At 38.4% G+C, this 22,954-nt stretch carries 10 protein-coding genes; all 10 read right to left on the bottom strand.

Annotation, left to right across the window (positions count from 1 at the left end):
* Positions 1-27: 27 nt before the first annotated feature.
* Complete coding sequence (locus ACB104_RS13300; RefSeq protein ID WP_370479482.1) at positions 28-1,809, bottom strand: L-fucose isomerase; 1,782 nt, start codon at positions 1,807-1,809, stop codon at positions 28-30.
* Between the two features lie 17 nt (positions 1,810-1,826).
* Positions 1,827-3,842, bottom strand: coding sequence for an aceric acid hydrolase (locus tag ACB104_RS13295; protein ID WP_370479480.1), 2,016 nt, complete (start codon positions 3,840-3,842; stop codon positions 1,827-1,829).
* A 5-nt stretch (positions 3,843-3,847) separates the two neighbouring features.
* Positions 3,848-6,316: a pectate lyase family protein gene (locus ACB104_RS13290; RefSeq protein WP_370479479.1), complete on the bottom strand. Its 2,469-nt coding sequence runs from the start codon at positions 6,314-6,316 to the stop codon at positions 3,848-3,850.
* A gap of 6 nt (positions 6,317-6,322) precedes the next feature.
* Positions 6,323-8,644, bottom strand: a complete 2,322-nt coding sequence (locus tag ACB104_RS13285) for a DUF5703 domain-containing protein (RefSeq protein ID WP_370479477.1) — start codon at positions 8,642-8,644, stop codon at positions 6,323-6,325.
* A gap of 7 nt (positions 8,645-8,651) precedes the next feature.
* Positions 8,652-10,088 (bottom strand): sialate O-acetylesterase, encoded by a 1,437-nt coding sequence (locus tag ACB104_RS13280; RefSeq protein ID WP_370479475.1) that lies wholly within the window; start codon positions 10,086-10,088, stop codon positions 8,652-8,654.
* Positions 10,078-13,464: a glycosyl hydrolase gene (locus ACB104_RS13275; RefSeq protein WP_370479474.1), complete on the bottom strand. Its 3,387-nt coding sequence runs from the start codon at positions 13,462-13,464 to the stop codon at positions 10,078-10,080. Before ACB104_RS13275 ends, ACB104_RS13280 begins: the two co-directional genes overlap by 11 nt.
* Entirely contained in the window at positions 13,464-16,751 is a 3,288-nt protein-coding gene (locus tag ACB104_RS13270) for a glycoside hydrolase family 2 TIM barrel-domain containing protein (protein ID WP_370479472.1), read from the bottom strand. Before ACB104_RS13270 ends, ACB104_RS13275 begins: the two co-directional genes overlap by 1 nt.
* Positions 16,738-17,880 carry a glycoside hydrolase family protein gene (locus ACB104_RS13265; protein ID WP_370479470.1) on the bottom strand — a complete coding sequence of 381 codons (1,143 nt, stop codon included), beginning with the start codon at positions 17,878-17,880 and terminating at the stop codon, positions 16,738-16,740. The genes ACB104_RS13270 and ACB104_RS13265 overlap by 14 nt, the downstream gene beginning before the upstream one ends.
* A 61-nt stretch (positions 17,881-17,941) precedes the next feature.
* Positions 17,942-20,800, bottom strand: coding sequence for a glycoside hydrolase family 2 TIM barrel-domain containing protein (locus tag ACB104_RS13260; RefSeq protein WP_370479469.1), 2,859 nt, complete (start codon positions 20,798-20,800; stop codon positions 17,942-17,944).
* A gap of 9 nt (positions 20,801-20,809) precedes the next feature.
* Positions 20,810-22,939 carry an alpha-L-rhamnosidase-related protein gene (locus ACB104_RS13255; protein WP_370479467.1) on the bottom strand — a complete coding sequence of 710 codons (2,130 nt, stop codon included), beginning with the start codon at positions 22,937-22,939 and terminating at the stop codon, positions 20,810-20,812.
* Positions 22,940-22,954 lie beyond the last annotated feature (15 nt).

Here is a 22,954-nt window from a genome sequence, read left to right as displayed (position 1 = left end):
GTTAGCAGGGTAACATTCAGAATATATTTACCTATAAAGTGCTTTATACGTGGCGCATGCTCGATAATCGGAAGATTCTTTATCCATGCCAAATGACGCCCATGCACTTGGACGGAAAATTTTATCTTCTGAAACATTGTGCATATTTACCGGAATGCGCAACATGGATGCCAGGGTGATTAAATCGGCACCAATATGTCCGTAAGTGAAGGCTCCATGGTTGGCACCCCAGTTAGCCATAACGCTGTAAACGTCCTTAAATGGCCCACTACCCGTTAAATTAGGCACAAACCATGTGGTTGGCCATGTGGGGTTTGTACGCTCGTTTAATGTATTGTGAACATCTTCCGGCAGGTCTATGGTTTTTCCTTCGGCAATTTGCAATACTGGCCCAATACCTCTCACAATATTGATGCGACACATGGTTACAGGCATACCTCCTTTGGTTTTAAAGGTTGATGAATATCCCCCGCCCCTAAAATACTCTAACATACCCGGGCCCCAAGTGGTGTTTTCCAAACATTTTTCCACTTCGCTTTCAGTGATGTCCCACCAGGGTTTCATGGCCGGTTTTCCGTTAATTGTTTGTTCACCAGTGCCATCTAAGGCTGATGCTCCAGAATTTATGAGGTGGATAAACCCGTTAATTGCATCACCTGTTAGTGTATGCCCAGTCACACGTTTTACCGACTCTGGACTCCAATAGGTACGCACATCACTAAATATTTGTGCAGCCCCAGTCAGCAAATGACCAAATAGCATGGAAATACCATTTAAGCTATCATTTTCGGTAGCAAACATAAAAGGCTGTCGGATGCCATTCCAATCAAATGATGATGTTAAAATAGCTTCCATAAAATCGCCATTAGGGAAATGGTCTGTCCATTGGCGCTGTCCTTGGAAACCTCCAGAAATGGCATTTCTTCCCAAGGCTTCCTCAGCATAACCTAATTCCTTTAACTTGGGGTTTCCAATCATTAAATCGCGACCAATAAGTGCCATTTTAACCACAAATTCCCAATCAGCGTCAAGTACTTTCCTAGATTTTACTTTTTCTAGTGGATTGTAATTTTTTCCTTCTTTACAATTTGCTTTTGCCCAAGCTAATGCCTTCTCGTATTCTTCTTTATCGTAAATTTCCTGTTCTATTCTTCTGATGAATTCAGACATATCGATGTTCTCACAACGCATGCCCAAATAGCTTTCAAAGAAACCAGCATCGATTATAGAACCCGCAATTCCCATAGATACTGAACCCATTGACAAATACGATTTACCTTTCATGGTGGCTACCGCTAATCCCGCTTTTGCGAACGACAATAATTTCTCCTGAACATCTTCTGGAATGCTAGTATCCCCAATATCCTGGACATCACGACCATAAATACCAAAAGCTGGAAGCCCTTTTTGATTATGTCCCGCCAAAGCAGCAGCTAAATAAACAGCTCCTGGGCGCTCAGTACCATTAAAACCCCAAATGGCTTTTGGAATAAGCGGGTCCATATCGATGGTTTCACTACCGTAGCACCAACAGGGAGTTACCGTTAAACTCACGCCAACACCTTCTCTGGTAAATTTATCGGCAGATGCTGCAGCTTCAGCAACTCCTCCAATACAGGTATCTGAAATGACGCATTCTACAAAGCTACCATCAGCATGTCTTAAGTTTTCAGATAAAAATTTGGCAGCGTTTTTAGCCATGTCCATAGTTGTATCTTCAAGTGACTCACGCACACCATCCAAACGGCCATCAATTACAGGACGAATTCCAATTTTGGGCAATTCCCCAATTAAAGTTTTAAACTTCATGATTTTAATTTTATAATTTAGTAAGGCATCCAAACGGTCATTTCTCCATTGCCTCTATTTCCCCAAGTATAATAAGGCACCAATTGAATGTCTATTTGTTCTTTGTTTTTGCTTATTGGTTTGTATAATGTCTTGTCCCAATTGGTTTCCTCAACAAATGCCTTTGCATTTATACCCATAACTTCTCTACCATTGAGGACGAATTTTTTAGGAGATAATTCAGAATTCACATCCAACGAAATATTATTGATACTAACTTTTACAGGCAAGTCGGCAGTTTCTAAACAATATACAATTGGCCCACGTTTTACGGCCACTTGGTTCTTCGCTTCCTCAACCAAAGGATTGGCTTGCATCAATTGCACGGGCATGGGAACATTCAATTCAATAACATCACCTTTTTTCCATTTCCTCGTTAATTTTGAATAGCTTCCGGAAACCATGCTGCTATTGAAAGACATACCATTTATTTTTATTTCTGAACCCTCACTCCATCCAGGAATTCTCATAAAAATTGAAAATTCTTTTTTTGGCGATTTTGTAATTTCTAAATTAATTTTTCCATCCCACGGATAATTGGTTCGTTGTTCGATTTCAATATTCTCTCCTTTTGAAGTTTCAGTTTTCAAATGATTACTTCCATAAAGATTCACGTACAAACCTTCTTCAGAAATATTGTAAGCATAATTGTTTACCTGAGCTAACGTTCGGGTAACATTGGGCGCGCAGCAATTGGACCAAGCAATATATCCTTCACGCTCATGCCCCCAACGTTGTTTGAAGGGTAAATCGTCCGAAACATTTAAAGGATTGTTGTAGCAAAACTCATTGCCTTGCAAACTCACTCCGGACAGAACACTATTATAGAAAGCCAATTCCATGACATCGGTATATTTAGCATCTCCTGTAAGTTGCAACATGCGCCAGTTCCAAAGCACATTACCAATATTGGCACAAGTTTCTGTATGGGCAGTTGCGTTTGGCAATTGATATGGACGCCCATACGCTTGATGTATTTTTTGAACATAAGACGGGTCGTAAACGGTTCCATCAGGAGAAACACCATCATACAAAGCACCGCAACCGCCAGTTATGTACATTTTACGGTAAACAACATCTTCCCAAATGGATTCTAGATTTTCCATGAGTTTTTCTTCTCCGGTTTCAGCATACAAATCGGCAACACCTGCATATAAATAATTGGCCCTTACAGCATGTCCCATGGCTGTAGTTTGTTTCCTAAATGGAATTCTGTCTTGGTTGTCGTCGGTACCATCATTAGTGGTTCCCCTAATATCAATTAAGTTATTAGCGAGTTCCAAATAACGTGGGTCTTTTAAAGTGCGGTACATTTCAACAATGCCCATATAATGCGACGGACAAATAGCATTTCTAGCCAGTTCCGGTGATGCCTTTTTATAAAAATCATACAAAAATTCAGCAACACCTTTGGCCACTTCCAAAAAATTGGTTTTTCCTGTAGCACGATAGTGAACGCAGGCCGAAGTCATTAAATGACCCATATTATATTTTTCGAATCCCAATTGCTTTTTGAGTTCCTCCGGACCCAACGTACCCCAACGTTCTTCAATTAAAACCGGCGTATTTATATAGCCATCTGCCCTCTGTACTTTGGCAAACATAGCAATGGCTTCGTCCATGAGTTTATCCAATTCTGGGTCTTTTGTGACGGCATAGGCTGATGCCACACCTTCCATAATTTTGTAAAAATCACCATCATGAAACGAAGGGCCTGCGTGTTTGCCCTTTTCCAAACCTGCGGCTATCTTAAAATTGGCATAGGCGTGACTAACGCTATCGTTATGATAAAGTTCCCACATATATGGCAAAGTATTTTGGGTTTCAACATCAAATTGTTCCTTCCATAAACCACCTGTCCAAATAACATCTTGCAAATCCAAACTTTTTAGTTTGGCATGCGGACTCTCTAAATTCGCAGTTAACCCTTTATTTTGAGCAAACGAAATGGCATTGAATATTACAATTGCTACTATTAAAATCTTTCTTTTCATCTGTTTTAATTTACTAATACATTAATCAATCGCGCCATACCATCACCTTCGGCGTCTTTAACATTAATATTGAACGAAGCCAAACCTTTTTGGGATGGTTGAAATTTCAAATTACCCTCATTTATTTTTACCTCTCCATTATTTACTTCCGAAAAACTATAGACCGGTTTATTTTCATAACCTTTGAAATATTGTGAAATATCGAATTTTAAAGTTTCATCGAAAGAAATAAAGTAATGTGGTTGAGCCATCCAATTTAGATAATCCTCCATTTGAGTGAACCCATCTTTATTATCGTCTTTGTTGGAGTCTGAAAAATCACCTTTTGGGGAATCAATATTAGTATCATGTATTTCTTCCCACCAATTGGGCAATCCATCATGGTCTGTATCCCAATTTTCTGGTCTTGTTTCATTTGAATATTTAGGAAAACCCCCAGCATCCAATTCGGTATCAATCATACCTGGCAAACCACTTATACCCCCTTTATTTGACCAAGTTCCTTTTAACGTTTCATCAATAATCCGCTTATCTTGATTGTCCAACTTGGGTTGGTTTGCGCCTACATCAGAAAGAACGTTTTTGTAGGCACCAATAGCTGATTGTGTTTCAACGAACGATTCAAAAAATGGTGCTTCAACAAAAGTTTCATAGTCAACAATTTCATTGTTTTTTATTTTTGAACGCCTACCTTTTTCCTGGGTTTCAACATCAAAATAACCAGGCATCACATTACCTTCAAAAAAGTAACGCTGGCTTCCTTTACCCACACCTTCATGATCTGCGGTAAGTGCCACGAAAATATCGGTTGACGCACCTGGCTTGTAATAATTGTTCACAAAATTCACTTCATGCGCGCCACCATCAGTAGTTCTGTGGCCCCAATTATATACTACATTATTTCGAATATCTAATCGACCAGAATAATAACCATCACCATTTAAACCGCCACCCATGCTCCAGTTACGGCCATAGTTATGTGCCAATAAATTATGATGAAAACTCCCTACATCGCCCCCAATAGTAGCGGCATATCCATGCATTTTTCCACCTTCGTATTTGTCATGACCTGCTACATTTAGTGCTTCGGAAATCAATGTACGCTGTAAGGTTATATTGTGCGCCCCTCGCGAACTGAACGACTCATCAATCGTCCAACTAATCGAGCAATGGTCTATAATACTAAAGTTTGCACCAGTTAGCCCCATGCCGTCAAATGTTGTTCCTGAGCCAATTCTAACCTTCAAAAACCGCACAATGCCATCGTCTCCTGTTAAACCAACTGGAGCCCTTGTGATTGTGATACCATCTCCGGGAGCTGTTTGTCCTGCAACGGTAATGTATGCCTTACCAATAACCAATCTAGATTTTAATTCAATATTGCCAGAAACAGTAAACACCACCGTTCTGGGACCAATATCTTGAGTAACAGCATCACGCAAACTTCCTGGTCCATCGTCATTCAAATTGGTAACTTCAACTACTTTTCCGCCACGACCTCCAATAGCAAAACGTCCATATCCTTCAGCACCCGGAAATGCCAATTGCGCTGGCTTAAACGACCAAACATTGCCTTCAGTTATTTCTCCCTCTGCATCCTCCGCATCCACACGCCAATAATAGGTGGTCATGCTATACAGGTCGTTCACCTCAAATGATTTTTGAGTCAATTTTCCTTTGTACTGAACAGAATTTTTATCAGCATTTTTTACAGCTTCTTTGTTTTCTCCAAAATACAGATGATGGGCCGCTGTTCCCTGAGGTGAATCCCATTTTAGGTTGAACGCTTCTTCAATAGCAACATGTTCATCGGAATTTTCTGGATACGGCGTATTGGCTTGCTTTTTGATATCTGGTGTATCAATTTCAAATCCGTTGATGACCAATTGCTTGTAGAAAAACGAATTATGCCATTGCTCTTTTCCTAAATCCATTTTAAACTGAATAACCACATCTTTGTTTGCCTTAACATCAAATTTTAGATAAGCCGTACCCGCTTCAACTTTTGAAAATGCCCTATTACTAGGGTGCACTGTTTTTAAAAGTTTTCCATTTACATAGATTTTATAATCTGGAAAATCATGTCCTTCAATTTTATCAAAAGTGTTGTGAAAAGTCAAAAGTGTATGTGTGCCGGATTTTAATCCGCTTATTTTGAATTCCAAACTATCAGTTACCACTAGCCCATCACCGATTAATTGACCGTAATGTGGTGCGCTCATGCCTAACTTAAACCATTTAGAATTTAATGTTCCTTTGAGTTTAACCGAAACACCCTCAAAAGAATATTCAGCTTCATTCCCATCATTGACCACCCATGATTGATATAAGGGGTCATGAACTTCGGATAAACGTCTTCCTGAAAAATCGAAATCTACTTTTATCGTTTGTTTTTCGGCTTTATTTTCTTGGCATTGCAAGTTGGATACGGCAATAACCCCAATTAATATGTATTTTAAAAAAGATTTTATCATTTGCTTTTACTTCAATTTTACTTTTTCTTCATTACTAAAATCCAACAAATTTATGATGTCCTTTTCTCGCTCTTTGGGTAAAACATTTAAAAAAGAAACTTGCCCGTTTTCAAGTTTTGCCTCAACCGTTGTATTGCTTTTTGCGTGAAGCTTGAAATGAACATCCCATTTTTTTGACCATGCGGGAAACAAAAGTATTTTTCCATTAGCTTCCTGTAACAACATTTCTTGCATACCAATCATGCCGGAGCCTCCCCAATTATGGTCTGGAACCCAATCGAAACCAGGTCCCCAAAAGGCGGGAAATCTTCGTCCGGAATTAGCCATTTTTAGCAACGTGTACTTTGAAGCCTCTTCTGTTAACCCTAATCGGGCAGCCATAATATTGTCCTGTTTCCAACCAACGTGACTTCTAAATTTGAGTAAATCTTCATCCAAAAAATATGTATTTTGAGCCACTTCTAAATCAGGTTTTCCCAATCCATAAATTTCCCAAGGAAACACCGGATACAGTTGAGCTGCCTCGGTATTGTTGATACGCTCCCATGATTTTGCCGGGGACAACACCTTTTGATGCTCTATTTCCCTGAAATTTAATGGCGGAATGCGTTTTTGAAATTCCTTTAAATAAGCAACATCATCTTCTAACAAATCTTCTGAAGACACCTTCAACAATTTTTCCGAAATCACTTTTAGCGCTGAAATCGTACTATTGGCGTTGTATGCCATTTTATAGGTTTCAACAGCCGAACCAGGATATAGAACTAAATGACCATTGGCATCTAACATTTTTCTACCTCTCTTTTGCGCTAAATATTGGTAATGTTCATCAAAAAAACGAAGGCAACTTAAAATGAACTCATTGTATTTTTTAACATCCATAATGGCATATTCCTTCAATTCCAGCATCATTTTACAGAACTCAAAAACAGTGTCCCATTGGTATTCCAACCAAGCGTTATATTGCATACCGGGATCGTAATCTTTGGGGCGTTTCCATTCATATTCCGCAGGGTTTGGCAAACCAAAATTTTCAAGTTGCTCCGTAAATGCAGAACCTTCATGGCCCCAATAAACCTTGCTTCTCAATTCTGCATTTTTTTGAAGTGTTAAATAATAATCCAATTGTGATGGCATCATATCAAAATCGCCACTTTTTAGCATGGGAAAATATACCAAACGTTGGTTTTGCTGCGTCATGGTACCACCGCCCCAGTTCCTAAAATCGGGCGTAAATGGATGGTCTTCTTTGGTGTAAACGGGGTCAACAGTAAACAATCCACCATTGAATTTTGTGGGGTATTTACCATAAGCATTACAACCTAAAATATACCGAAACAATTGGTAATTTTGCCCTATTTGGTATACCGAATCGTTTTGTGATTTTGTATATATAAAACTTCTTTCCCAAAAGTCGTCCCACCATGTTTTAGTATTCTGCTCGGCCTTTTTTTCTTTTGGTTTATAAGCAGATACACTTTGATTTAAGCCATGATTCCAATCATTAAAATCATCTGATTGCTTGGTATAAAGGTTAACTTTCAGCTTATGTTTTTTTGAAGGTTTAACGCTTTCTAAACTGTAGCCTTTAAAATCAGTATCCTGATAAACCCCTTGGTAAGTTCCAGCAGATTTCAGGTTATCACCAGTCATAAAACCGCCAAACGTTAAGTATTTTAATGGATTCAACATCTCCTCTTTAACCGATTCCATTTGTTGCTGTTTAACGGCAACATCAAAAACAGTTTGCTCCCTATTACTATGATAAAATTTAACGCCATTATTTTCAAAATCGATGGAATCTTGATAAGTAATAATTTCACCTTGTGGTGCCCATTTATAGGAATTGGCATTATTAGCCCTACCCAAAACCACTCTGTTTTTATAACGCCAACTTTCGTAGGATGCTTTCATTGCAATTGGTGAGTCATTCTTTACATCTACATGAATTACTGGATAAAAAACATCAACCCAAAGTTTGACCTCGGTTCCGTTTTGGGCCACTTTAACGTAACCATCTTTTAGCACCAATTCTTGATGGAAACCTTCATTATCTTTAAACGGATTGGGAAAAAGTTCAATTTTTACGCGACCCAATTTTAATAAAGTATTATGCTCGTCAAAAGTGCCGCTTCTAGAAAAATAGAAATACAAATCGCCATTTTCAACCCAAACATTCATACCTATGTCTCCGCCACCCAAGGGCATGGATTCTGAGGAATTTTCACTTTGTGTTGTCCAAATTTGGTTGTAATTGTCAAGCACAGGTATTTGTGCCTTTGCAAAAAGCGCCACAAATACGAGGATATAAAAAAATCTGTGCCTCATAATAAATTTAGTCTTCGTACCAATTATCGGTTCTAAAAGAAGACATGGGCAAGCCACCAACACTAAAAATTTCAGCTTTTGTAAAGTCTTTAAAAAGATACCTTACAGCTACAGGATTTTCAACCTGAGGTGAAGAAAGCATCACCGATTTTCGTCGCAAAACTGCAGTGGCTGGATAAAATACTTTGTTCTCCCCAGCAATTTCAAAACCTTTTACTTCTTTATCGTATGACGTGATGCCATTTGGAACATTGTTAAACGATACAATTACCGTGCTCCCTTTAATTTCCATGTCATTAAATTCTGGACTTTCATATTCAAAACCTTCAATCCCATAGGTTTTTGCCAAAGCTAAATAAGCCAATCGCTGTCCGCCTGCTTGTTTTTTGGCTGGATGGATGTTATCCTTTTCACCCACATCCATTACAACGGCCATACCTGAATTCGGTATTTCTTTGGAAGCTTTCAATTGGGCCTCACGCAAATACGCTGAATTATATTTTTCTTTCCAATCCTTCACATGGTAGCGCGAATAGTCAAAAGGGGCTATTTGAACAAAATAAAACGGAAATTCACCTTGATTCCAGAGTGCTCTCCAACTACCCACCATTTTTTTGAACAACTCTCTATACTGAAATGGTCTATCGCGATTTGATTCACCTTGATACCAAATGGCACCTTTAATGCCATAGCCAATTACTGGGGAAAGCATACCGTTGAACAAGGTTGTCGCCTCACGGTTTGGCGCTTCAACAAAGTCTTCTTTCTTTTTACGGATAATAATACCTTCAAAATCTTTGAGCATTTCTGTGTTCATCCAAGATTCAACATTCGAGCCACCATAGGATACTTCTATCAAGCCAACAGGAATATCCAAAACTTTTTGAAGCAGCGACCCAAAATACCAAGCCGTAGCACTAAAATTCCCTGTGGTTTGTGGTGAAGCAATTTGCCATTGGCCTTCAAAATCATCTTTTGGCTCTAAAACAGTAGACCTAGGCACACTTATAAATCTAATATTATTGTTTCTTGAATTAACAATGACTTCATTACCTCCATTTACAGGTTGCCCAGGAAAACCTTTTAATGGCATTTCCATATTGGATTGCCCAGAACAAAGCCAAACTTCGCCAATTAAAATATTATTAATCGTTCTGGTTTCTGAACCCTGTTTTATAATTATTTTATAGGTTCCACCAGCTTTCGGCGTACTAATTTTTGTGTGCCATGTTCCATTTTTATCAATCTTTACCTCATAAGATTCGGAATTCCATGATGTGGTAATTTGAAGCATTTCATTTTTTGTTCCCCAACCCCAAATAGGTACTTCCATGTTCTGCTGAAGCATCATGTTATCTGTAAATAATGCAGGAAGTTTTATTTCTGCATATATGCTTAAAATACAAAAAAAGCAAATTAATGTAGTTACAAATCTATTTTTCATTTTCTTTTATTATTCGTACGGCACCCAATAATCCGGACTTTACCATCATTGTATCATCCAATCTATAGGGAGCCGTTGTCCATGTTAAACGTTTTTCTTTTGATAGTTTTTCATCGCCAATCAATCGGTTGGCCCAAGTATTGGTGACTTTCACCACTAAGTTGTTTTGACCTTTTTTTAAGGCTTCAGAAATGTTTGTTCGATAAGGATACGTCCAAATGATTCCACAAGACGTTCCGTTTAATGTTACTTCAGCAATGTTATTGATATCTTCAAATTGCAACCATAAATGATCATTTGAATGACTATCCCAATTAAAGACTTTGGAATAGGTTACCGTTCCGGAATAGTATTTAATGCTATCATTAGCTGACAATCTCCAATCGAATAATTTATTTATTTCAATAGGTTTTGAAGGCCCATTGAAATCGTTATCAAACTGAAGCATCCAATTTTCATTTAAAGTTTCTACTGTTTCAAAACTTGACCAATTTGGTTTTCCCAGTGAAACCTTTTTATTTGAACCTTCCTTAAAAATTATAAAATAGGCTTCGTTAGGCTGAAACTTTAACGGAATGATAGTTCGGCCGTTTTCAACTTTCCAATTTTCCAAAACTTTGGTTTCGTTTGAAATGGGATGATATAATTCTGGCACTTTTCCAGACACTCTGAAGGAAACATCTAACACTCGAGCTTGCTCTTTTTGATTTGACAAAAAATAAATGCACTCCTCTGCCTTTTCACGCTCTGTCCATGCCAAAGTACCAACATCATTTTTATTTACCAAAATATTTGGTTCAACACCTAATTCTGAAAAATCATGTCCTAAATAAGGGAGCTGAACCACTTTTCCTTTTCCTAATTGCCTTTCTTTCTTTCCATTGCCAGACCAAAGTTCATCAACGACCAATTGCCATGCTCCTTTATCAGCTTTAAATCCTGTAATGACTTCTGGTTTTTCACCAACTAGAATGGTGGCTCCATCTTTTACTAACTGCAAGATTTTATTCGCTACATCCAAAGACATCATGTTGGTTGGCATCATTTTTCGATAACCTGGAAAAACCAAAAATTTATATGCCAAAGCATTTTTGAAAACTACATTACCGTTTTTTACTTCGGCATTCAGTAATACATCACTGTTAAAAGAATCATATTTATAGCCATTTAAGGCATTCACCCAATGGGATAAATCGGTACTGTTTTTAGAATATTTTACTTCTTTAGGCATTCTTGCCGAGGGTTGACCTGTATTTTCCAAACGTATTTTTTCTGAAGCCACACGAGCCTCTCCAAAAATATTGGGCATAAAGGGCACTAATCTATCTGGCAAAACGGAACGCGACGGAATGTCTTCACCAATAAACACCGCAAAATCTATAACCGGTTTTCCTTTTTGCAATTGAAATTGCACATTTTTGCAATACTCGAAAAAGGCGCTGCCCGGTTCCCACCACGTCTGGTCGCGCTGAAAAAAGGTGCCAATCGGGTCTAAAGTCATGCCCGGTTTTCTGTCCATCCACGGATTGTGAACAAACACATGATAAAAAAAGCGATTTATGCCCAAAGCATAATTTCTATCCGCCATGGTTTTTAAAATCCCGGGATGCTCATCCCAATCCATGCGAAGTTGGGTAAACGCCTCAGCTTGAATAATATCTTTTCCATAGATGTGTCCGCCATTAATGGCATCCAACATATCATTGGATTTATCGTGCGTTGGGCTTCTAAACCAAAATTCACCACTCGGGTAATCTACATATTTAAAATGCAGCAAACCATCACTAGTCATAGTTGGTGCCACATTTTCGGTACTGAACTTCACACCTGTTTTTACGGCTTCCTCTTTCAATGTACCGAAAAAATTATCGGCGACCAATTCGGCTATCGTTTTTCTAACATCATACAGAATCTCCTCAGATTTTTCAATATTATCCAATGGAATTCCCGCCATAAGAGGCAAGTAAGGCATAATGTCGTAACCCCGGCGGTTTTTGAATTCCTCTCTAAACAGGGGCGACCAATTCTGGCTACCACATTCCCAACTATCCATATGAAGAATCTCAACTACTTTCGCCGCTAATTCTTCGCCTGCAACTCGACGCATTTCACCATACCAATGGTTTAACTGAAAACGAATAGCATCTTTATTGAATTTATCTACTTCTAAACCTCGTCCGCCTCCAGCTGTGGCATTTTCATGCCCTGTTGATGTATGCCCAAAACGAATGATACGCCAATTGCCTTGGGGCGCTTCCCAATTTAGATTACCATCGGCATCGACAAATATCGAAATATTCACTATTTGTTCCATTTTTACACAATCTGAATTCGGAATTTGGCTTTCGGTATTTCTGGAACTAATACGCCAAACAACACCAGACTTTCCTTGATAGTTATCAATTTTAGGTTCTTCAGAAAGGATAATTTTGGTGACTTTAAATGGTGAATTCCACTTGGCCATATCAATATCTTCGGCACCAGGTTCGGAGCCTTCTGGATTGTAAACAAATCGGAAATATTTGGCGGTTGCCGTCAAACTATGCGTGTAAAAAGCATCTGTGTCTTGCCAACCCGAACGCGGTGTTTCCAATCTTCCAAGAGCTTTGAAATTATCACCATTATCACTAACTTCAACAAGCAAACGATGTGCTTGATAATTATTCCCCTTGGTTTCAATTTGAACGGATTTACAATGAAAAGGGATTTTGAATTCATATTGAATATAGCCCGGTTCGGACATTCTTAACTGAGTTTCCTCTTTTGAATCATCTGTTAAAAAATTGGCATATTCACCATTGGATGTCGTTACTTTTGGCTGAAGTTCTATAGAGGTTTTAAAAGGTTCTTTAACAGGAATAGCGAAGGTTGCAATGTCTTTATAATAGTTTTTGTAATGAATTGGAATTGACAACTTTAGCTTTTTTAACTCAGAATGATGCACAATTGTATCAGCCCATACCACTTTTTGCATGGACAGTTGTGGAGTTATCCATGGGCCACCTGCCACGGCGAAACCATCAGCTGGATGAAACGCTATCTTTAGCCCCAATCTATCGGCTTCGGTTAATGCCCAATGCACCAATTCCCAAAATTCCCTACTCAATTGAACTATGGGAGGATTCATCAATGGCTCATCACCTGGTCCTTTTATGGTCATTAAATATGCACCTTGGATTCCTGCTCGCTTCATAGCTTCCAAATCTGCAGTAATTCCTTCTTTTGAATAGGCACTTTTTAACCAATACCAATACACCCATGGCTTTGCAGTGACTTCAGTTGGCTGAAAATTAACCACATCTGCGTTTTGTTCTTGCTTGCAGGATAATGCTAGAAAAAATAAAAACAGAGCGATATGTACCCTTTTAAACTCCATTAATAATGAAATTCACTAAGTGTTTTGTTTAAACCATTTTTATTCAACTTGAAAGGCAAGAGGTAAAAACTATAATCATAATCCTTGGACCCAATCTGATATTTTTCCATCGGTGCTCCAACTGGCGACCAGCTATCGTTTCCACCAATACCCATTTGTTTTAAATCGATATTCAAGGTTAAATAACCCGATTCTTTTAAATCGAAGGTGTGCTTCGCTTCATTAAGGTTTTCTTGAGTATAGGGCCAAATGCTCATGCTTAGAGGTTCATTTTTGGAAACCACTAAAAGGCCTTCATTTTCATTCGGCGTTGTAGCAGCTAACCAACGTACCTCAGTACGGTTTCCATTTTCTTGAGGGCGAACATAAGGTTCTGTAAAATCTTCTAGAGGCAAGCTGTATCTCCTTATTGGGAACCCGAAACTTCTATCGACATAATTTTCCAATTCACCTTTACCGTACCATGAAATTTGTCTTAATTCATCTTGAATACCCATTTGTATGCCTACTTTGGGAATATTTGGCAACTCATTGGATGCTATTAAACCAACGGCTACATTAATAACACCATCCGGTTTAATTCCATATTCAACAATTACAGAAGCACTATCTTTAATAACCTCATGAACTGTATGAAATATGATACCTTTTTCAGTTTTCAAATAATTTACGGACTTTAACTTTGGCTTTGCTTCATACCATGGTTTTAGTATTTTATTTGGTTTCCATCCTTTGGCATCGTTATCGGTTAACGGGCGCGTAAAGTTTGGCATTAGCGGTGCAAATACTTGTTCTTTACCATGAAACACATATGAACTTAAAGCTCCATTTTCTTTTTCTATTTTAATGTTGAAATCGGTTCCGTTGACTTGATAATAGTTGTCAGTTTCAGAAATTGACAAATCTTTGGATGTTTTTGAAGAATAATTAATCTTTTCTTTTGCTTTCAGTAAAAATTGGTCCTTAGCAACCTCAAATCCTTTTTTTGCCCATAATTCATCTTTTGAAAGCCGGAAACTGATATTTAGGAAATACTCAGCATCCTCCTTTAATTTTGGAAGTTGTCGTTTTATATTTAAAATGGTTTTTTCTCCAGCTTCCAAATCTAACGGAATCAATATTTCTTCTTTTATGACAGAACCGTTTTCTAAAATTTGGAGCACAGGAATATAATCTTTTAAGGACTTTTTACTCTGACGACTTTTAATGGTCAGTTCAAAACCATTTAAACTTGATGTCACCGGCTGATACACCCATTTGTTTTCGTACATGGCCGCTTTTGGTCGCCCATCTGAGGCAACAACACCATTGATACAGAAATTGCCATCGTGCAGTTTTTCGCCAAAATCACCCCCATAGGCATAAAATTCCTTTCCGGTTTCTTTATCAACTTTCAATAAACCTTGGTCTTTAAAATCCCAAATGCACCCACCGATGATTCGTGGCAATGACCTAAATTCATCCCAAAGTTCTTTTAAATTTCCTGTGGAATTCCCCATAGAATGAGAATACTCCACAAATAAAATGGGGCGTGTGTCTGCTTTTTTATCCACTAAAAATTTTGGGGTAAACACGCCTGGATAAAAACGGCTTACAATATCTACATAGGGTTCATCTTGTGGATTTTCAAAACGATGAGCGTGGTCTCCCGTTGAAGGGTATCTTGGGTCGCGTTCATCAATATAATCCTCCAAGCGGGGATTTCCTTGTGCTGGTTCATAATGAATTGGTCTGGTGATATCAAAATCATGTGTCCAAGCTGCCATAGCTGCATGATTTGGTCCCTTACCAGCTTCGTTACCTAAACTCCAAAAAATAATACTCGGGTGGTTCTTATCGCGCTCTACCATGCGACTCATACGCTCCACATAAGCATTCGTCCATTGTGGATCATTACTTAATTTTCCACCCAAACCATGGGTCTCCAAATTAGCTTCATCCATCACCATAATGCCATATTTATCACATAACTCATAGAAATACGGGTCGTTGGGATAATGACTGGTTCGAATGGTATTGAAATTAAATTGTTTGATGGTTTTTACATCCTTTTCAATATCTGCGCGTGTCAAAGCTTTTCCACGGACAGGATGATGGTCGTGACGGTTTACACCATAAACATAAGTTTCTTTCCCATTGATGAGTAGTTTACCATTTTCTTTTGAAAATTCAATAGAACGGAAGCCGACTTTACAGGATTTAACTTCGGAAATGTTCCCGTTTTCATCCTTTAATATCATGACCAAAGTGTATAAATTTGGCTCTTCTGAACTCCACTTTTTTGGGTTTTCAACCTTCTTTTCGAAAAAACCGAAGCGAACGTTATCCAACCGTGGATAGATTTCATTAACAATAGCTTTGGCCAAAGTATCGATAGGTTTTTCAAAAAGGGCTTCATTTTTATCGTTGTACAGTTGAAACTCAAAAGCAGCATTTCTAATGGTATCGCCCGTCAGGTTTTCAAGTTTTGGTCGAAGTTGAAAAATGGCATCTTCATAATTTTTATCCAATTTGGTTTGATAAAAGAAATCCTGTATACGTAACTTCGGCTCTGCCATGACGAATACTTCACGCTGAATACCACTCATACGCCAGTGATCTTGGTCTTCTAAATAAGCACCATCACTATAACGCATCACTTGTAAAGACAATACGTTTTCCCCTTCTTTTAAATAAGGCGAAATATTAAATTCCGAAGGCAAACAACTATCTTCCCCATACCCTAAAAATTCACCATTTAACCAAACTTGAAATGCCGAACTCACTGCACCAAAATGAAGTGTTACCGTCATATTCCTTTTCCACTCGCTTGGCACCTTAAAGGTACGCTGATAAGACCCAATGCCATTGGTGTCTTTAGGAACATAAGGCGGATTTACAGGCCTAAAGGGATAGACTGCGCTTTTATAAATAGGAATATCATAACCTTTTAGCTCCCAATTTGAAGGCACCAACAATTTATCCCAATGTTCAACTTCTTTTTTATAAAAATCTTTGGGTGCTTCATTGAGATTAACGGAATATTTAAAATTCCAAATACCATTTAGGGACAAAAATCGACTCTTTTCACGGTTACCTTGCAAAGCATCTTCAACGGTTTTATAGGAATAGCCTGTTGCCCTAGCAGGTTGGCGGTTTATGCTCGTAACCAGTGGGTTTTCCCATGGTTCGAATTGGTATTTTTTTGGCGCTTCAGGAATTCCGGCAGGTTCCCCTGTTACGGTTTGGGCATGAAACAAACATGACAACCCTAAAGTCAAGAATAATATCAGTTTATTTATCTTCATCGTTTGGTGGAACTACAAAATGTAAATCGCTTTTTCCTATATCTTTTGACGTTGCCAAAGCAATGCCACGTTGCCCCGCTTTATTTACCGCACAATAATAATGATATACGATACCATCATGTTTTACCACAAACGATTTGTGAGCAAACATGTCATCATATGGTTCTGATGATTCAATTAAATTTTCGCCTTCCCAGTCTTTCCAATGAATTAAATCGTTGGAAACCGCAAAACGGTTAAATGCACCCTGGTCCCAACCCGTCCAAAATGCACCAAAATAAAACATAACCCAAGTATCATTAATTCTCTGAATGTAGGCATCTCCCGAAATGCCACGATGATGATTGATTAAAGGTTTATCACCAAAACGCTCCCAATGTTTCATATCGTTGGAAACTGCCATGGCGATACGTTCTGCCCCTTTAGCGGGATTGATACTATCGCCACGGGCATTGTAGTACATGATGAATTCGTGTCCTGTTTCTTTCTCTGCATCTCTGATCACCGAACTTTTGTACATGGTGCTGTTATCCCACCATTTCGCTTTATCATCATTTGGTCGCAAAACAGGCTCTGGCAAACGTTTAAACTCTTTCGGTTCGGTTGGCAACTCATCAGTATAAGCCATTCCCATAGATAGAATACCAGCTTCGTAGCCAGTAGTGTTTCCTCCAAAATAGCTCATCCAATATTTGTTATCATAGGGTTTCCATTCATATGAACCTCCCCAAGTCGGGTCTTGTAAAGCAATATATCCCGCTTTTTGGTTCACGTCCCATTCCGTAGTGTCTTGTGAAAATGACATCACTTTTCCAAGATGGTTCCAATGCAGCAAATCGTTACTTTCCGCTAACCATGTTTCATAACCTCTGCCTTCAAAAATTAGATAGGTCATATACCATTTATCATCTTTTCTAAAAACACTCGGGCAATCCATTTTATAGGAATTATTAGCTGGTACCATCACCAAGCCGTACTTATAGGGCGTTTTAATTTCGTTATAAATCTCTTGCATTACAGCATCAGTGATTTCGCGTTTTATTGGTTTTTCTGGTTTCGAAACGCAAGCTACCATTGAAGCTAAAAAGCCGATTACTGCAACTATTTGGAATATATTTTTTGATTTCATTTTAAACTTTATTTTAAATCACCTAGACTGTGCTCAGCGCGACACTTCAGGTTGACAAAAGTCATTTATCAAACTTCAAGTACACCGTACGTTTTTGCAATCCATTTAACCATTTTGGTTGTGATGAAGGTCCACATAAATCTGTAGCATTAACTTTATTTCTGGCTGGCGGAATTACATCCAAAACAGCAATTCCTGTATTTGGGATTGTATACAATAATGCATCACGACCATCTCTCGGAGAATAAACCCCTAAATAAGTATCTGTTTCTTTATTTTCAATATAAATTTTACCTTCTTCTGTAGTAAATTCTGCCCATTGCCAGTTATTGAAATAGCCTTTAAATTCAGGATAATTGAACGACTCGCCAGGAATCGGGTCATTATAATCATTCTCCCAAATATCTAAAGTTGTTCCTTTTAAACGATTCTGCCAAACACGATACGGCCCATCACCCAGCCATTTTTTGGCTTTCATTTTTTCTTCAGGATAATCAAAATATACTCCAGCCAAATCGACCACACCGTTATATTCGTATTCGTAATCCAACTTGATTAATCCTTCTCCATCAATGGTCCAAATTACCTTTTGAAGAACTCCGTGGTAGTTGGCTTCTATAACAACTTTTCCTTTTTCTTCTTTAGCTGAAATATTCAACAAGTTTTCGGAACAATTCACCTCTTCATCCCAACAGGCAAATTCTTTATAAATGCGATCTTCTCCTTTTAAGAAATCTGGATTTATGGTACCATCCAAAGTTCTATCTCCACGACGCGCCATGATTATTTTTGGACCATTGGCTAGACTAATCGTGTTTCCATTTTGCTGAACCTCAGCTAATTTACCAGACGCCTTATCAATCTTTACTTGAGTTCTTCCAGCTGAAACGGTATAAGATTTATCAGTTTCCTCCTGTTTTACTTTTCCAGAAGGTAATTTTAAACCTACTTTTTTATCCCAAGTAAAATCCCATGTCCATAATTGATGTCCGTTTTTATCCGTGACTTTTACATAGAGCACATCCGCACTTTGCCAACTATTTGGCAAATCCAATTTTAACTCTCCAATCCCGTGGGGTTCAATGTTTGGTGCTTTTACAGTTCCTTTTTTGAAGGTTTTGCGGATTTCCTTTCCATTTTTTAATGATGAAGCGAAATTTACCAATTCCCAATCGAATGTACAGGTGTTTGTATTTGTAAAATCGTAACGATTTTCAATGGTAAATGTGCCAACAAAATCATTAGGCAATTCTGGTTTATTCATAATCATTAAAGGAGACCACACCTCTTTTACCGTAAAGAAACTACCTTCCTTTTCGTGATGCGGCCCAACAATACCGTCGGCACCGTAGTTGCCTTGGTTATCGATACGTCCATCTTGGTCAGTTCGGGCAATCCCTTCATCGGCAAACACCCAAAGGTAGCCTCCCCCACTTCTTGGGTGCTTGCGCATGATTTCCCAATAATCATCGAAACCGGCACCATGACCACCATCATATAATCCATGCAGATATTCAGTAGGCATAAAAATATTATCATCTCTAAAATATTCCAACGTCTCACCATACGAGCGGTAGTGCATCGTTTCTACACCATCATGTTCCTGTTGTGGATGTAAAACAGGACGTTTTTGTAAATCCCATATATCAAATTGGTCATCTAAATTTGTATTCCAACCACCTTCATTTCCGTTAGACCAAAAAATTATACTTGGGTGATTTAAATCGCGAGTTACCATTTCCTTTACCAACTTTTTACCAACGGAATCGTCGTAATGGCCGTGCCATCCGCCCAATTCGTCCATCACATATAGTCCAAGCTCATCACAAGCTTTAAGAAAATCGGGGTCTGGTGGGTAATGTGATAAACGCACCGCATTCATATTCATTTCTTTAATCAATCGCACATCGGCATAGTTCAATTCGGTGTTTAAAGTTCGGCCCGATTCTGGCCAAAAACTATGGCGGTTTACCCCTTTCATTAAAACTCGTTGGCCGTTTACGTAGATACCGTCACCTTTTCTTATTTCAATGGTTCTAAAGCCAATAGTTTCGGAAATTTGATGCACCACTTCACCAGCCTTTAATAATTTAATATCAGCTTTGTAAAGGTTTGGGGTTTCGGCAGTCCATTGTTTTACATTCCTAAACTGTCCTGATACATGAATTTTATCTGAGCCATCAACACCTTCCGTATTAAGTGTATTTTCAATTTTCTTTCCTTTTTCATCGAAAATTGTGATTTCTACTGATGCGTTTTTAGCCGCATTCCCAAGGAAAACATTAGCCTCAAATAAACCATTAGCCTCCGCCCTTAATGCAACATAATCAATATGTGTTGCAGGCAAGGCTTCTAAAAATACAGGTCGAAAAATGCCTCCAAAATTCCAGTAATCGGCACGCCGTTCAGCTAAATTAACGCTGGCATTTTTTGATTCTTTGCCCACAGTAACTTCCAATACATTTTCCTTTCCAAATTTTAATAAATCGGTAATGTTGTATTTAAAACGATAGAATGCCCCTTGGTGCTCATCATCACTAGCCGAACGCCCATTAATACGCACTTTGGTATCGGTCATGGAACCATCGAAAACAATTTTGACACGCTTGTTTTCCCATGATTTTGGTACAGTAAATTTGTATTTGTACTGACCAACCTCATCGGCAATACCTTCAGGAAAAGGTTTTCCATAGAAACGAATGCCATATTGGTATTTACCAAAACCTTCCTGCTCCCAAACGGAAGGCACATTTATGGTAGACCATTCACCACTTTGTCGCCCATCAGAAATTTTAAATTCCCATTCTTTAGTATCTTGATACCCTTTACCCGATAAATATTGAATCTCCGTATTTTGTGCAATAGACGAAAAACCGATTATGGTCAAAATGAAGGATATTTTATGAATAAACTTGCCCATTATAATGAATTATAGTGCGTTATATTTGATTGTATAAGACGTATTAGATTTAATTTCTAATTGATATTTATCGTTCCCTAAACTTTCTATATTTCCAAAGTTTGTTGAAGGTTTAGTTTTACTTTTAATAATTAAAGTGCCTTTGCCTTCTGAAGCGACAACCTTTATTTCTTGCGCGCTGCAATACAAATTTACGGAACCATTTGGTGTTGGCACTTTACCTTCCATCCATTTTAAACCGCCCAAATTGGGTTTAATTGTATAATTCGAATAGCCTGGAGTCGTGGGTTCTACACCCAAATAATACCTGCCAAACAGATAAATGGGACTTGCCCCCCAAGCATGACAGAGGCTTTTTCCGTAAGGCCTGCCATACATGGCAAGATGTTCTGTACCACTTTGATTCGGATCGTATTTTTCCCAAAACGAAGTCGCTCCCAAATCCATCATACCTCCCCAATAGTCTCGGATTTCATCCAAAACAAATTCCTGTTCACCCATGGCACAAAGAGCTTCCAACTCGTAAAAGCGCATATATGGCGTCGTGATTTGAAGAATATTATCATTCAACAGAACCTTTTCCTTTACACTTTGCTTTTGTTCTTCAGTAAAATAATTGAAAAAGATCCCAAACATATTGGCATAATGGGTTACCATATCCTGTATTTGGCCATCGATACGTTGGTGTTTCATTACATTTTCCTCATCGTCCCAAAACACATCGAATAATTTCAACTTTAAATCATCTGCTAATTTTCGGTATTTGTTTTGGTCTTCGTCCTCTCCTGCAATTTCCGCACTAACAGTCATGGCTTCCAAGCTTCGTAATAATAACATTTGCTCAAAACTTACTTCACCTGCTTTTGGTAAACCATCAGCCCAATCTATAAATACCCAATCTCCCTCCAAAGGTTCTAAAAATCCGTTTTGGTTTCTTCTACCCAAGCAATACTCCATGAGCGATTTCATCCGCAGATAGAAGGTCTTTATAAACTTGGTATCTCCAGTGTACAAATAGTAATCGTAAATGCCCATAAACCAGTATAGCGAATAATCCATAATAGTGTTGATGTGCGCCGTTACGGGTTCCTTGCCACGAAGTGCCACAATAGTACGTTCTACAGATGGTGAATCGAAGAACAAATAATAGTTCATTAAATAACTTTGGTAGGCATCTCCCGACCAAATCCAACGGTCGCGTTTAATGCCATCAATAAAAAATTCACGCGTGGTTAAATGCATGGTGTATGCCGAAACATCCCAGATGTTGTTCAATAATTCGTCAGAACATTTAAAGTTTCCTCTATATTCTAATGGCAGATATTCATAAAGCATCGAGATAGAATCGTACTGAACAGAATCATCTTTTTGCACTTGAACATATCGAAAGGCTTTCGACCCTTCAAGTGTAAAGGTTTCGGATTGATTTCCATCAAAAGATAAATTATCCAAGGTTTCGCATTTTGCCGTATCTAATGCTTCCTCGCGAGATTCGCCATAATACAGTACCAATTTCCCTTTACCTTTTAAACCATGAATTTCTATATAACCAAAGGCTTCCTTACCAAAATCGATTAATTCGCCTCCATCTATTTTTTCTACTTTTTCGGGATTCCATGGTTGGGTTGCGAGTCTAAATTCCGAAGGTTTATTATCTGGTGAATCGAAATTCCAAGAACCGACAGGTACCCAAGGTGTCCCAGATTGTTGGGCTTTGCCTGCTTCATCAATCCAAAGTTTGTCTTCGTTTGTCACCTGCCAAGTTTCATTCGATTTCACATATTGTCCATCAATATAAATAGCTGGCAATACTTCTTGATTATATACTTTTAATGATATTTTATGCTTTCCTGTAGGAATTGTAATGGATTTGGGTTGACCATAGATTTGAACATCATCCACAAGTAATTGAAATGCCCCTTCCGAATAAATTTTTACGTCATCTGCCTCTGGAATATCCACTTCAGTTTGAAAGGTTACCAACGGATAAGGGCTGTAATAGCGCCAAAGCGGAGGAAAAATCGCTTCACGTTCTGTTCGCCTTACTTGCATTTTGTTACTCAACCATATTTCGTAATCACCTGGATACCAAACCCATGTTGAAGCGGAAGAAGCATTCGGTGAAAAAGATTTATCCATTTGTTTCCTTTTTAA

This window comes from Tamlana flava (genome assembly GCF_041287255.1).
In the GTDB taxonomy this organism is placed as follows: Bacteria; Bacteroidota; Bacteroidia; order Flavobacteriales; family Flavobacteriaceae; genus Tamlana; species Tamlana flava.
The sequence above is the reverse complement of the archived record's forward strand: the minus strand, read 5'-3'. Positions and strand labels throughout refer to the sequence as shown.

Bases quoted from the DNA above. Each gene is read 5' to 3' on its own strand.
- ACB104_RS13290 (WP_370479479.1), bottom strand. From the start codon at position 6,316: ATGATAAAATCTTTTTTAAAATACATATTAATTGGGGTTATTGCCGTA.
- ACB104_RS13300 (WP_370479482.1), bottom strand. From the start codon at position 1,809: ATGAAGTTTAAAACTTTAATTGGGGAATTGCCCAAAATTGGAATTCGT.
- ACB104_RS13285 (WP_370479477.1), bottom strand. From the start codon at position 8,644: ATGAGGCACAGATTTTTTTATATCCTCGTATTTGTGGCGCTTTTTGCA.
- ACB104_RS13255 (WP_370479467.1), bottom strand. From the start codon at position 22,939: ATGGATAAATCTTTTTCACCGAATGCTTCTTCCGCTTCAACATGGGTT.
- ACB104_RS13265 (WP_370479470.1), bottom strand. From the start codon at position 17,880: ATGAAATCAAAAAATATATTCCAAATAGTTGCAGTAATCGGCTTTTTA.
- ACB104_RS13280 (WP_370479475.1), bottom strand. From the start codon at position 10,088: ATGAAAAATAGATTTGTAACTACATTAATTTGCTTTTTTTGTATTTTA.
- ACB104_RS13275 (WP_370479474.1), bottom strand. From the start codon at position 13,464: ATGGAGTTTAAAAGGGTACATATCGCTCTGTTTTTATTTTTTCTAGCA.
- ACB104_RS13270 (WP_370479472.1), bottom strand. From the start codon at position 16,751: ATGAAGATAAATAAACTGATATTATTCTTGACTTTAGGGTTGTCATGT.
- ACB104_RS13295 (WP_370479480.1), bottom strand. From the start codon at position 3,842: ATGAAAAGAAAGATTTTAATAGTAGCAATTGTAATATTCAATGCCATT.
- ACB104_RS13260 (WP_370479469.1), bottom strand. From the start codon at position 20,800: ATGGGCAAGTTTATTCATAAAATATCCTTCATTTTGACCATAATCGGT.